This window comes from Bradyrhizobium sp. AUGA SZCCT0283 (assembly GCF_018130385.1).
GTDB lineage: Bacteria > Pseudomonadota > Alphaproteobacteria > Rhizobiales > Xanthobacteraceae > Bradyrhizobium.
The window spans coordinates 112,079-124,858 of sequence record NZ_JAFCLU010000005.1 but is presented as its reverse complement, the minus strand read 5'-3'; the positions used below and the strand labels follow the sequence as shown (position 1 = coordinate 124,858).

General features: G+C 62.1%; 10 protein-coding genes and 1 pseudogene. 5 read left to right on the top strand and 6 right to left on the bottom strand.

Annotated elements, in window-relative coordinates:
• Positions 1 to 10 precede the first annotated feature (10 nt).
• Positions 11 to 1,513 (top strand): exopolyphosphatase, encoded by a 1,503-nt coding sequence (gene ppx / locus JQ624_RS09650; protein WP_212418638.1) that lies wholly within the window; start codon positions 11 to 13, stop codon positions 1,511 to 1,513.
• Between the two features lie 75 nt (positions 1,514 to 1,588).
• Here ppx and JQ624_RS09645 read toward each other — a convergent pair whose 3' ends face one another.
• On the bottom strand, positions 1,589 to 2,779 hold the full coding sequence (locus JQ624_RS09645) for a serine hydrolase domain-containing protein (RefSeq protein ID WP_212418637.1): 1,191 nt from the start codon (positions 2,777 to 2,779) through the stop codon (positions 1,589 to 1,591).
• Positions 2,780 to 2,845: 66 nt separating this feature from the next.
• Positions 2,846 to 3,916: a medium chain dehydrogenase/reductase family protein gene (locus JQ624_RS09640; RefSeq protein WP_212418636.1), complete on the bottom strand. Its 1,071-nt coding sequence runs from the start codon at positions 3,914 to 3,916 to the stop codon at positions 2,846 to 2,848.
• 890 nt (positions 3,917 to 4,806) lie between these two features.
• On the opposite strand from JQ624_RS09640, the gene JQ624_RS09635 reads away from it, so the two are divergent.
• From JQ624_RS09635 to JQ624_RS09620, 4 genes are all read left to right on the top strand, one after another.
• Positions 4,807 to 6,123, top strand: coding sequence for an ABC transporter substrate-binding protein (locus JQ624_RS09635; protein WP_212418635.1), 1,317 nt, complete (start codon positions 4,807 to 4,809; stop codon positions 6,121 to 6,123).
• A 68-nt stretch (positions 6,124 to 6,191) separates the two neighbouring features.
• Positions 6,192 to 7,127 (top strand): carbohydrate ABC transporter permease, encoded by a 936-nt coding sequence (locus tag JQ624_RS09630; RefSeq protein WP_212418634.1) that lies wholly within the window; start codon positions 6,192 to 6,194, stop codon positions 7,125 to 7,127.
• A 3-nt stretch (positions 7,128 to 7,130) separates the two neighbouring features.
• Complete coding sequence (locus JQ624_RS09625; RefSeq protein WP_212418633.1) at positions 7,131 to 7,982, top strand: carbohydrate ABC transporter permease; 852 nt, start codon at positions 7,131 to 7,133, stop codon at positions 7,980 to 7,982.
• Between the two features lie 76 nt (positions 7,983 to 8,058).
• Complete coding sequence (locus JQ624_RS09620; protein WP_212418632.1) at positions 8,059 to 9,150, top strand: ABC transporter ATP-binding protein; 1,092 nt, start codon at positions 8,059 to 8,061, stop codon at positions 9,148 to 9,150.
• Positions 9,151 to 9,427: 277 nt separating this feature from the next.
• Here the strand turns inward: JQ624_RS09620 and JQ624_RS09615 are convergent, their stop codons facing one another.
• The 4 genes and pseudogenes from JQ624_RS09615 to JQ624_RS09600 form a co-directional block, all read right to left on the bottom strand.
• A complete protein-coding gene (locus tag JQ624_RS09615) occupies positions 9,428 to 10,381 on the bottom strand; it encodes an alpha/beta fold hydrolase (protein WP_212418631.1) in 954 nt (317 codons plus the stop codon).
• A gap of 19 nt (positions 10,382 to 10,400) precedes the next feature.
• Positions 10,401 to 11,723, bottom strand: coding sequence for an NAD(P)/FAD-dependent oxidoreductase (locus JQ624_RS09610; RefSeq protein WP_283816908.1), 1,323 nt, complete (start codon positions 11,721 to 11,723; stop codon positions 10,401 to 10,403).
• Positions 11,724 to 11,910: 187 nt separating this feature from the next.
• Positions 11,911 to 12,084 (bottom strand): annotated as a pseudogene (locus JQ624_RS09605) (efflux RND transporter permease subunit); the annotation flags it as partial.
• Positions 12,085 to 12,108: 24 nt separating this feature from the next.
• Positions 12,109 to 12,720 (bottom strand): class I SAM-dependent methyltransferase, encoded by a 612-nt coding sequence (locus JQ624_RS09600; RefSeq protein ID WP_212418628.1) that lies wholly within the window; start codon positions 12,718 to 12,720, stop codon positions 12,109 to 12,111.
• Between the last annotated feature and the right edge of the window lie 60 nt (positions 12,721 to 12,780).

Genomic DNA, 12,780 nt, shown 5'->3' with positions numbered 1-12,780 from the left:
GACCGCGACCGTGAAGCGACCGCGCAAGCGCGCTTCCAGCGTCGCCGTCATCGATATCGGTTCGAACTCGGTTCGTCTCGTCGTCTACGAGACGATGGCGCGCAGCCTCGTCACCATCTTCAACGAGAAGGCGCTGTGCGGGCTCGGCCGCGAGGTGCAGACCACCGGTTTGTTGGCGGAGGACGCGGTTGCCAAGGCGCTGACGGCGCTGCGGCGATTCAGGGCGCTGTGTCGCATCCAGCAGGTGGGACGCGTATTCGCCATCGCCACCGCCGCCTGCCGCGACGCCAGGAACGGTCCCGACTTCATCGCCAAGGCCGAGCGCATCTGCGGCGCGGAGATTCAAATCCTCTCCGGACCGCGCGAAGCAAAACTTTCCGCGCTCGGCGTCGTCTCCGGCATCCACAATCCCGACGGCATTGTCGGCGATCTCGGCGGCGGCTCGCTCGAACTGATCGACGTGCAGAAAAACCGGGTCCACAGCGGCGTCACGCTGCCGCTGGGAAGCCTGGCGCTACAGGATCTCTCGCACAAATCCTTGAAGCGCGCCGAGCGTATCGTTCGCAACGAGCTGTCCGGCGTGGCCCAGCTCAAGGCCGGCGTTGGCCGCACCTTCTACGCGGTCGGCGGCACCTGGCGCGCGCTGGCGCGTATCCACATCGTCCAGAGCGGCTATCCGCTGCGCGTGATGCACGGCTATTCGATACCGGCCGCCGACGCGCTCGATTTCGCGCGGCGCCTGCGCCGGCTGGCGGCGGCCAACATGCTTGCCGATATCGAGGTGGTCGCGGATGCACGGCGTCCGCTCCTGACCTATGCCGCGCTGGTGCTCGAATACATTATTCGCGTCGGCCGGCCGAAGACGATCGTGTTCTCGACCTTCGGCGTCCGCGAAGGCCTGCTCTACGAGATGCTGCCGCCGCAGGAGCGCGCCAAGGATGGCTTCATCTGCGCCGCCCAAACCCTGAACGGGCTGCTGTCGCGCTCCGCGCGTCATGCCGAGGAACTGGTGGCTTGGACCGATCGGCTGGTGCGAGTCGTGAAACTGCGCGAGACCGACGAGGACCGCCGCCTGCGCCACGCCGCCTGCCTGCTGTCCGATGTCGGCTGGCGCGTGCATCCTGACCACCGCGGCGAGGAAACGCTGAGCCTCATCACCAACGGCAATTTCGGCTCGATCAGCCATCAGGGCCGCGCCTTCGTCGCGCTGTCGGTGTTCTATCGCTACGCGGGCTTAAGCGAGGAAAACGAGCCGCCGGCCCAGATCCGCGAACTGGTGCCGCCCGCCATGGACGAGCGCGCGCGCGTTCTCGGCGCGGCGTTCCGCGTCGCCCATCTGATCTCGGCGGCGCGCACCGGCGTGTTGCCCGCGACACATTTCCGCAGCGGCAGCCGCAAGCTGATGCTGGTGTTCGAGCACCGCATGGTCGACCTCGTCGCCGACCGCGTCGGCAGCCGATTCAAGCAATTGGCGCGGCTGCTCGGGCGCGCCGGTTCGATCGTGCGGAAGTAAGGCCGAAAAAGGCGGCGTCCAAAACGCGCCTACCGCTCATCGAATGTATCGGTTGAAAAAGACCCTGAGCGGAATTCAACTCTCAGTCGATGACATCGCCGCTCTCAGCGCCACATCTCTTGGATCAAACGGCAATGTTGTGCCCATACGGTTGGTGACATAAGCATATCCAATTTCAGCTTGTGGATCGGCGAACCCAAAGGAGCCTCCCGCTCCGGGGTGTCCGAACGAGCCGGGATGACCGAAAGGCGAAGTCGAACCGGGCTTGCAGAACCCAAGAGAGAATTGGATCTCGCCTTTCAGGCACTCATCATAAAAGCCCCGCTCAGCCGGAATCGCCGGAGCCATCAAAAGCCGTAGAGTTTCGGGGCGCAACTGCAATTCTTGCCCTCCGGTCGCAAATACACTGTATGCACGCGCGATCGCTCGTGCCGTACCGACGCCTCCGCCCGATGGCACTTCAAGGTTGCGCGCATAAACGCGTTGCTCATCGCGGCATATTGCAGCGCCCGGGTTCGCGATGAGCGCCCGGTACATATTTGAGTAGGGATAAAGCGTCGCCAATGTCAGCCGGATCGGAAAACCCAAGAGCATCTGAAGTGCGGTGGGACTTTCAATTGTAGCCAGCCTGGAGTTTGGAATCTCCTCCGGCAGGCGAATGTAGAAATCGAGCCCTAGCGGAGATGCTATCTCTTCCTGAAAGAATTGCGCGAGGCTGCGGTGCAGCGGGTCAATCCGGCGCAGCAATTCGCCTTCGTAAAACCCAAGGCTGATGGCGTGATAGGACTGTCGGGTGCCCGGCTTCCAGGCCGGGGGCTGGCGAGCCAGAACAACTGCCAATCGGTCAAGATTCGCGACAATGTCCCTGTCGACCGGCTCATCGAAAGCAAACAGTCCGGCCTGGTGGGCAAGGAGCTGTCGGACCGTGATCGTTTCCTTGCCTCCTTGGGCAAACTCCGGCCAGTACGTGCATACGCGTTCCTCGTAATCGAGCCAGCCCCGGGAATGCGCGAGCGCGAGCGTCATCGCCGCGATCCCCTTGGTTGCGGAGTGCACAATGACCATTGTGTCCTCCTGCCACGGCTCGCTGCTCGCTTTATTGCGAATTCCGCCCCACAGGTCGACGACCCTTTCCCCGTGGCGGTACACGCAGCACGCGGCCCCCAGCTCGCTTCTGTGGGAAAAGTTGTCCACGAAAGCGTCCCGCACGGCCTCAAAGCCCTTGCTGACGTGCCCGTGAATTTCGCTGCGTCGAGCATTTGCCATCGACGTGATCTTCCAGGTCTGTGTATGTCTTTTGTAAGTCTAATGTCTCTTGGCCTGGGCCATGGACTAGATTGAAGTCCGGTCCGGCTCGCGCTGAGGCGGCGCTCTGTCTTGGTGCGGCGGGAGCTCCGGGCATAGGACGAGCTTGCCCTCGAGACCGCCTGCCTCAAGGCGCCGGTGTGCCTCAGCAACTTCATCGAAAGAGATTCGCGCGGCGACGCGTGGTTGGATCACGCGATTTGCCAGGAGTCCAAAGAGCCGCTCGAGGTCCTCCCGGAACCAGTCGGGATGTCGCGCCCGCATCAAATTGATCGAATAGAAGTAGATGCGCTTGCCGCGGGGCAACCACCCCAACAGATACAGGCGTGCCGTCCATGTAAGAATGGCCGACATGCTACGGTGTGCCTGCACGCCCGCCGTGTATCCATAAGCGCAGAGCAGGCCGCCACGCTTGAGCGCCGCCAAAGAGCGTCGACAGCCGTCCTCTCCGATTCCGTCGAAGACAATATCAAATCCGCCTGGCAGCACGCTCGTGAAGTCTTCCCGCTGGTAGTCGATCGGCGTACCGCCGAGTTCGCGCACCAACCCGGCATGATCGCCGCGCGCCGTGCCCCACAGCTCGAGCCCAGCCATGCTGCCAAGCGTCAGCAGCGCCTGACCGACAGCACCGGCCGCGCCATGCACGAGCACACGCTGACCTCGCTGCACGTGGGCCGCGCGGTGAAGAAGCTGGTATGCGGTCGTCCAGCTTAGGATCAACGTGGCCGCCTCCGCCGCGTCCACGCCCGCCGGCACGCGGGTTAAGTCGTCGGCCCGGAGCGTGCGGTAGGCGGCGTTCGACCCCACGACCGTCATGTCGGCCACTCGGTCGCCAAGCGCGAAGCTCGTCACGCCCGGCCCTAGTTGATCGATTTCCCCGACGACGTCATAGCCGAGGACGAACGGCGGCTGGAGGGAAATCGTTTGCGGGTACAGGTGGCGCCGGATCACGACATCAGTGTACACAACGCTCGACGCTAGCACACGAACCCGTACCTCTCCTCGACCGGCTATAGGAAGAGGAGCGTCGACTACCTCCAAGCCGTCGGAACCTCCGAAGCGCCTGACTTGAACAACCCGGTTGCGCGGCTCCGCCATAGGCGCATTCCTCGCAGCTCATGATCCAGCCCACGAACCTCCCCGCCTGATGTGCCGACCGACATCTCGCGGGGAAAAGAGTTCATGTCATTGAGCAGGATCAATGCGTAAACACGGCTTTCCTGATCCAAAGGTTTGCTATGAGTCCGCCCGCGGCCGCCTATTGGCACCAAGTGGGCGTGCAGCAGTCGTACTGCGACCGCTATCGGGGATGAACGGACATAGCTCGGACGCCACCTGACGTCCGTTGATAACCCGATGCGGAAGTCGGCCCCGAGGAATGGTGCCGCTGGCCGTGTGTAATTCCGGCCGTCCACCCGGTGCCAGATATCAGACGTTCATCCAGCGGATCGGATGCGTCGCGGGTTGATCGAGCGGTTCGAGGCGACGCAGTCGATCTCGCCGCGCACTTTTGGTGGCCGGCCAGTTCACGATTGGGACCATGGCCGGCGCGTCAAAGCTAGCACTTGATTTCCTGGTGCGACGGGCGACAATGACGTCGCGCCAGCTTCCGGTACCGAGCTTCATATAAGACGGGGAAAACCCGCTTGGCCACGGCAAGACCGTCGCTGCGCGGGAGGGACCCGTTATGACGGTAGGGTTCATGCGCTGGCAGCAGCGCCGACGCGATCCGGGCCGCCGGTGGTATCGCCGTTACGCCTGGGAGCGATGTAATCGCGCCGTTGTTCTGCAAAGAATTCGTCCTGTTTCGCGGCGAACTCGCCGCCACGGCGCTGCAAGTGGAACACCAATAAATGATCATCGAGCCACCGTATTGCGCACGCGTGCGCATGCGTTGAACCACGGAGGCGCGATAGACTGAAAGGGACTCCAAGCCGGCGAAAGACTGGCCAAAGGGCATCAGCTCAGACACACCGAGGGAGGAATGCATGACGACAGTAACCCGACGTCACGTCCTCAAGAGCGGTACCGCGCTTGTGGGCGGCATGGCAGGCATCCTGGCCACCGGTCGCGCGCCCGCTTTTGCACAGGGCACGACGGTCCACTGGCTGCGCTGGACCGACTTCGTTCCGGCGTCAGATCAGCTTCTGCGCAACGAAATCGCCAAGGAAGGCGAGAAGGCGCTCGGCATAAAACTCAATATCGAGACCATCAACGCCAACGACATCCAGGCCCGCGTCACCTCGGCGATCCAGTCGGGGTCAGGCCCCGACGTCGTCTGCGTCCTCAACAATTGGGGGCAACTTTACGGCGAGAGCGTCATAGACGTCAGCGACATCGCTGAGGAACTCGGCAAGGGCCAGGGCGGCTTCTACGAAACATCCCGTGCTGTCGCCAATGACGGCAAGAAATGGATCGCAGTGCCGTGGTGCATCGTTGGCCTGCAGATCGCATACCGAAAATCCTGGTTTGCCGAGATCGGCTACACGGATGGAAAATTTCCCCAGACGTGGGAAGAGTATCGTGAGGCCGGCAAGAAGCTGAAGGCAAAGGGACGGCCCATCGGCCAAACGCTTGGTCACACCTTCGGCGATGCGCCTGCCTTCGCTTACCCCTACCTGTGGTCCTGGGGCGGCAAAGAGGTCGAAGCAGACGGCAAGACGGTTGTGCTGAACAGCCCGGCAACAGTCGAATCGGTGAAGTTCATGGTGGCCTTTTGGAAGGACGCCCACGATGAAGGCGGGCTCGCCTGGGACGATTCCAACAACAACCGCGCTTTTCTGTCCGGGACGTGTAGCGCCACGCTCAATGGCGCCTCGATCTACATCGAGGCTCTGCGCAAGCCGGATACCTACAAGACGGAGGCAGGCGGGCAACTGAAGGACGACATCCTGCACGCCGCGCTGCCCAAGGGCCCCGGCGGGCAGTTCAGCTATCACGTCCCGTTCTCGAACCTCCTGATGGGTTATTCGAAGAACCAGGATGCGGCGAAGAAATTCCTTGGCTGGATTCACTCCAAGGACATCTACGACAAGTGGTTCGTCTCCCAGAAGGGCTTCTCGGTCGGCCCGACCACGGATTGGGAAAAGCACAAGCTGTGGGGCGACGACCCGATCATGCTGCCCTACAAGCAAGCGGCGCGCACAGGGCGCTTCGCTGGCTACCAAGGGCCCTCTACGCGCAAGGCAGCCGAGGTCGTAACCAAGTACATCATCATTGATATGTACGCAAAGGCCGTCCAAGGCATGCCCGCCGAGGATGCCGTGAAGTGGGCGGAGGCTGAGCTCACGAAGGTCTACGTCTGAGGTTAAGCCGTCCCCCTCCCCATTTTTCGTGGGGAGCAAGGGAATCTTCCGACCGACGAGGATCGAACATGGCGATAAGCGCGGTTTCCGCCACGACGCTCCGAGAGGCGCCCCCTCCGCGGCGACAGCGGTTGCTCGAGGACGAGCGCTGGCTGGCGTTCGTGCTGCTGGTGCCGACCATCGTGCTGCTCGGCATGTTCATTGCCTATCCCTTCATTCGAGGGATATTGCTGTCGGTCACCAACTCGCGCGTCGGTATACCCGGCGACTTCGTCGGCCTCGCTAACTTCTACAAGATCTTCAATGATGGGATCTTTCGCACCTCCGTTTACAACACCTTCGTCTATACGGGCGTGACCACCGTCTTCAAGCTGGCGCTCGGGCTGTGGCTGGCCATGCTGCTCAACCGTAATTTCCGCGGCAAGGCTTTTACCCGTGCTTTCATCCTGCTGCCTTTCATTATCCCGACCGTGCTCTCGACTTTCGCCTGGAAGTGGATGTTCGACCCGACGTTCAGCGTTCTCAATTGGCTCCTCTACCATTTCGGCTTGATCACCGGTCGGATCAACTGGCTGGGCGATCCCGACCTCGCCATGATCTCGATTATCATCGTTAACATCTGGCGCGGGGTGCCGTTCTTCGCCATCAGCCTGCTCGCCGGCCTGCAGACCATCAGTCCCGAACTCAACGAGGCCGCCGCCATCGACGGCGCCAAGCCGTGGCAGCGATTCTGGCACATCACCTGGCCGCTGCTGCTGCCCGTGACCATGGTCGTGGTGCTGTTCTCGGTGATTCAGACGTTCGCCGACTTCCAGATCGTCTATGTGATGACGGGCGGCGGACCAGCCAACGCAACGCACCTGTTCGCCACCTACGCCTATCAGATCGCCATCGGCACCGGCCTGTTGAGCGAGGGCGCCGCCATCGCGCTCGCAATGTTTCCAGTCTTGTTTCTGGTCGTCATCATCCAACTTCTCTACATCCGCCGCGTGGAGGTCCGCTGAGCCATGATCGAAGGTGCAATCTGGCGAAAGTGGGTGTTCTTCTACGTCCCCATGGCGCTGTTCCTGCTTTTCCTGCTGTTCCCGTTCTACTGGATGGTGATCACTTCGGTGCGGCCGGACGGCGAGCTTTACCGGCCCTGGAATTCGATCAACTACAATCCGTTCTGGACCTGGAAACCGACCTGGGACCATGTCAGGTACCTGTTCGAGGAGACGCTGTTCGCATCGTGGCTGTGGAACACGACGTTCATCGCGCTCGCGTCAACCGCTATCTCGCTCGTGTGCGGCGTGTTCGCCGGTTATGCTCTATCGCGGCTGAACTTTCCCTTTGCCGGCAGCCTGGGTACCGGCATCTTCATCACCTATCTGGTGCCCCAGACGCTGCTGTTCATTCCGCTGGCCGAGATGATCCGCAACTATCGGCTGGGTGATACGCCCTGGGCACTGATTCTGACCTATCCGACCTTTCTTATTCCGTTCTGCACCTGGCTCATGATGGGCTACTTCAAGGCTGTGCCCAAGGAGCTCGAGGAATGCGCGCGCATTGACGGCGCCTCGCGCTGGCAGGCTATGCTCTACATCGTCATCCCTGTGGCGATCCCGGGCATCCTCTCGGCCGGCATCTTCGCTTTCACGCTGTCGTGGAACGAGTTCATCTATGCGCTTGTCTTCCTCTCCTCGCCTGAGCAGAAGACTGTGCCGGTCGGCGTCACATCGGAGCTGATCCGCGGCGATGTATTCTACTGGGGACCGCTGATGGCTGGAGCCCTGCTTGGATCGATACCGGTTGCTATCGCCTATTCGTTTTTTGTCGAACACTACGTCGCAGGATTGACCGGATCGGTGAAGGGCTGACAGCACCACGGATCAAGGGGATTCGAAAGCGCGCATGCAGACTGCGCATAGGCCGGTGGGAGGCAGGTGGAAGCGAATGGGCCAGGTCGTCCTCAAGGGGATCAACAAGTTCTTTGACAGCGTGCACGCTGTCAAAGACGTCAATCTGCAGATCCGCGACAAGGAGTTCGTGGTGTTCGTCGGACCGTCCGGCTGCGGCAAGACCACGACGCTCAGGATGATCGCCGGGCTGGAAGCGATCAGCTCCGGCGATATCTCAATCGACGGCAACGTGATCAACGCACTTGCGCCCATGGACCGCGACATCGCCATGGTGTTCCAGAACTACGCGCTCTACCCGCATATGAGCGTATACGACAACATGGCATTCGGCCTGAAGATGCGCAAATTCGAAAGGCCCGAGATTGAGAAGCGCGTGCACGAGGCGGCCGACATCCTCGGCATCGGCGAATTGCTAAAGCGCAAGCCGCGGCAGCTCTCTGGCGGCCAGCGCCAGCGGGTGGCTTTGGGCCGAGCCATCGTGCGGCACCCCCGCGTGTTCCTGTTCGACGAGCCGCTGTCGAACCTCGATGCCAAGCTGCGGGTGCAGATGCGAGTTGAGCTCAAGAAGCTGCATCTGCGTCTCGGCACCACCGCCATCTACGTTACCCACGATCAAGTCGAGGCGATGACGCTGGGTGACCGGGTCGTCGTCATGAAGGACGGCGTGGTGCAGCAGGTCGGGGAGCCGCTCGAGCTGTATAATCAGCCAGCCAACAAGTTCGTCGCCGGCTTCATCGGCTCCCCGGCCATGAATTTCGCCGCCGTTACGGTGACCGAGGCGGACGGATCGTTGATCGCCGAGAACTCCGGCCTGCGCATCAAGCTGCCGGACGAGATCGCGCAGCGCCTGCGCGGCCATATCGGGCGCGAGGTCATACTCGGTGTGCGGCCGGAGGACCTCACCGTGGCGGGTAGCGCTGATCTCGACCACCCGTGCTTCGATGCTGTGATTGAGGTGGTCGAGCAACTCGGCTCGGAAATCCTGCTCGATATGAAGGTCGGCGAGAGCATCATGGTGGCAAGCGTCGAGCCGACCGCGAGGGTGAGAGTGGCCGACAAGCTGCGCGTTGCCATGCGGCGTTCCAGGCTTCACGTTTTCGACGCGCAGACCGAGGCGGCTATCTAATGCCGACGGTTGGCCACTTTTCCACTGGTGAGGGGGAATTCGCCCAAACCGGTGACCTCCCTGTCACCAACTTCAATGACGCCTGGCGAGCGCGAAGGCAGTTGGCTTGACCGTTCCCGAACCCCTTCTTGCTGCGTGCTGACGAGATGATTGATGCTGCCACTTACTGCGGTACCAGAGTCCGTTATTGGGACCCAAAGCGGACTTCGGATGTGCAGGCCAATGGTGTCTGCGATTGGCGAAGAGATCGATCTTGTCGCGCGAGGCGCCGTCCGTACTACAGCCCCCGGACGAACGCTTCGAGCGCCGCGTTGGTCTCGTATGGCGCCTCCTGCTGCACCCAATGTCCGATCCCCGGGATAATGGTGGAGCCGCGGAAATCGGAGCAGGCGATTCCGGGCTCGGCGTAAAGGTCCATACCTGGAATGAAGGCGCGCACGGGGTCGCGCTCGCCGGCGATGAAGGCCGATGGCTGGGTAATGCCGCGTCCGCTCAATTCGGCGAGATCAGCGAAGTCGAGGGTCTGCGCGCGGTATCGGTTGAGCGGGCCGCGAAAGCCGCCGGCCCTGAAGGCATCGACATAGACGGCCAGATCGCTCTCACTCATCCAGTCCGGAAAGGGCTGCGGATCAACGAGCCCATCCAGCAGCCTTGCCTCGGGCGATTTCGGCGTGAGCCATTGATTGTGGGGCGCCTCCCCGGACAGCGCAAAATAGACCCTGCGCAGGGCGCCTGCGATGTCCGCATCCAGCTCCGCCTCCGCGACGCCCTCCTGCTGGAAGTAGATCTGATAGAAGAAACGCCCCTTGTAGAGGGATCGGGCCAGTTCGATGAAAGGCGCGGGTCCGCGCGGACGGAACGGCACGCTCAGACCGGCCACCGCCCTGACCTTCTCCGGGTGAAGCAGTGCCGTATGCCACACGATGGGCGCGCCCCAGTCGTGGCCGAACAGAATGGCCGAGCCATCTCCCACATGATCGATCACGGCAACGACATCAGACGCGAGATGACGTAGCGTATAGGCCGAGATTTCATTTGGCTTCGAGCTTCGGCCGTAGCCGCGCACGTCGAGCGCGGCCACCCGAAAGCCCCGTGCCACGAAGTGCGCCATCTGGTGCCGCCAGGAGTACCAGAGCTCCGGGAATCCATGTACGCATACGACCAGCGGGCCCGAGCCGCTGACCGCCACATTGAGCTCGATCGCTCCGTTCTTCACGGTGACAAAGTCCATCACGTCCCCCGCATTTCAGTCATATCAGCGATATCACGCGCGCCGCGAGCGCTGGCTCACGTAGCGCAGCCTGCGGCTTGAGCAGCTGCGAGACTTCCACGGTCAGCCGGTGCACCTCGGGATCGTCAGCGGCGAGCTTGGTCAAGGCCATGCCGTATTGCAGGCGCTGGGCGAGGTCGGCGGGCCGAACGCCGCGCGTGGCAGGATAGACGAAATCGCTGACGGCAACGCCCCACGGCGTCGCGATGGTGTCCTGGATGGCAGCGAAGAAGTCACGCGCCAGCCGCTCCATGGGGACACCTTCCGCCAGCAACCGGTCCAGGATCACGGCTTCCTGCGCTGCCACGCTCATGCCCTGGCCGAAGACCGGGTTGAAGCGGCAGAGGGCATCGCCTGTCGCGAGCAGCCCTGCCGGGAAAGACTCCAGGCGCTCGAAATGCCGTCGCGTGCTGCAAGGCAGCTGGTAGCGGACGATATCCGTCAGCGGCCGGGCATCCCTGACCGCGTCATAGATGGTCGGGGTGCGCAGGCTCCTGACGAAATCCATGAATCCCGCGCGGTCGCCCGGCGGCGCATCGCCATGATTGCCGCCGACGGAAAGCAGCCATCGCTGCTTCTCGATCGGAAACAGGAACGCTCCGCGGCTGCTGGCGGGTGCGGACGGCAGCGTGATATTGCCCAGCCAGTCGGCATTGTGATCGGGCGGTCGCTCGACGATGGTGCTCGCGTACGCCTGATCAATGCCGATCTCGGTTGCTTCGGGCTTCTGCAGAGAAAGCTCTTCGAGCAGCCGCAGCGTCAGGCCGCAGCGGCCGGAGGCTTCAACAACCAGGTTGGCTTCCAGGGTCACAGGACCATCCTCGCTATCGTAGCGGACCGCCTCGACCCGCGTTGCATCGCGTGATGCGACAAGCCCGGTCACGCGGGAGTGCACGCGAATGTCGATGTTCGGGCTCTGCAGAACGCGTCGCCGCGTAACGGCTTCGAGCAGTGGGCGCGACATGCAGAAAATGTGGATGCCGAGATCGCGAATCGGGAAAGGATCGAAGCCGGGGCGCTCGAACCTTATATCCTTACCCGTGCGGATATTCACCGCGCCCGCTTCCGCAAGATCGTTCTCAAAACCCGGAAACAGGGTCTGCAGGGCCTTCAGCCCGCCCGCGAGCAGCATATGGGCGTGCTGGGCCTGCGGCGTGCCGCTTCGTGGCACGGCCTCGGCAGGAAGCACGTCGCGCTCGATGATCGTGACTTTCCCGAAATGCCCTGAGATCGCCTGAGCGGCCGTCAGGCCGGCCATGCCGGCGCCAATAACCACGGCATGACTTCTTGCAAGATCTGGCATGTGTTCCTCCTGGGAGGGAGATGTCAAATGGGATCTAAAATGGATCAACGGACACGTACGCCCCACGCAAGTGGCTTCGGGTAAACCAAGCCTATCTGATTTTTTTTGGGGCGATGGTGAAAGGCATCACAAGTTGTGGTGGGAACCTACCTCCAGGCGGTCAGCTCAACCAGGTTGCAAACAGCGCCTAGATTACACTGGCTCCTGCTTGTCCGGGCTCCGCTTTCGCCACAGACACCTTTCCAAGCTCTGCTCTCTTCAGCAGCGTATAGATCGCCGGAATAACGATCAGCGTCAGCAGCGTCGATGAAATCATGCCGCCGATCATCGGCACCGCGATGCGCTGCATGATCTCCGAGCCGGGTGCTCTATCGCCACCGATTCGCTAGCCCGGTCGAGCGCTGCCCTCATACATGAACGTCATCGCCTTGGGTCCAGGCATATAGCCGGTTTCCATCCGATCAATCCTGAAGCCGGCACTTTCGATCATCGCGCCGATCGGGCGATTGAGATGACAGCCGCCACTGATGCGCTTCCAGGCCGGCGTCAGCCAGTCCTGCCAGCGCCGCACATTCCTGTCCGGCGCCATGCCATGCTCGACGAACAAGAGCTTGCCGCTCGGCCGAAGCACGCGACGCATTTCGGTGAGCGCCATCGCGGCATCTGGAATGCTGCACAAGGTCCAGGTCGTCACGACCGTATCCACGCTGCGATCGTCGAGGGGAATGGCTTCTGCTGACGCCTCAATGAAGTTGACCTGCATGCCCGGGCGCAGAGCCTCACGGGCCATGGTCAGGAGTTTCGGAGCCGGCTCCAGCGCCAGCAATTCCGTTACTTGTGGCCGATAGAAGGGCAGGTTCCGGCCCGAACCGATCCCGATCTCGAGCACGCGGCCTTCGGCCGTGCCGATCACCCGCTCGCGATACGGCCGAAGCTGCTTGTTCCGCATCGCGAGATCGCAAACCTTCGGCAAGATGACGTCGTTGTAGAAGCCCATGGTCCGTTTCCTTCAGCCCGGATTTTGTCACTTTCGGAGTGACCGACGGACGAAGCTCAC

Coding starts and splice junctions, on each gene's coding strand:
- JQ624_RS09645 (WP_212418637.1), bottom strand. CDS start 2,779: ATGGCAAATGCTCGACGCAGCGAAATTCACGGGCACGTCAGCAAGGGC.
- JQ624_RS09640 (WP_212418636.1), bottom strand. CDS start 3,916: ATGGCGGAGCCGCGCAACCGGGTTGTTCAAGTCAGGCGCTTCGGAGGT.
- JQ624_RS09635 (WP_212418635.1), top strand. CDS start 4,807: ATGACGACAGTAACCCGACGTCACGTCCTCAAGAGCGGTACCGCGCTT.
- JQ624_RS09630 (WP_212418634.1), top strand. CDS start 6,192: ATGGCGATAAGCGCGGTTTCCGCCACGACGCTCCGAGAGGCGCCCCCT.
- JQ624_RS09625 (WP_212418633.1), top strand. CDS start 7,131: ATGATCGAAGGTGCAATCTGGCGAAAGTGGGTGTTCTTCTACGTCCCC.
- JQ624_RS09620 (WP_212418632.1), top strand. CDS start 8,059: ATGGGCCAGGTCGTCCTCAAGGGGATCAACAAGTTCTTTGACAGCGTG.
- JQ624_RS09615 (WP_212418631.1), bottom strand. CDS start 10,381: ATGGACTTTGTCACCGTGAAGAACGGAGCGATCGAGCTCAATGTGGCG.
- JQ624_RS09610 (WP_283816908.1), bottom strand. CDS start 11,723: ATGCCAGATCTTGCAAGAAGTCATGCCGTGGTTATTGGCGCCGGCATG.
- JQ624_RS09600 (WP_212418628.1), bottom strand. CDS start 12,720: ATGGGCTTCTACAACGACGTCATCTTGCCGAAGGTTTGCGATCTCGCG.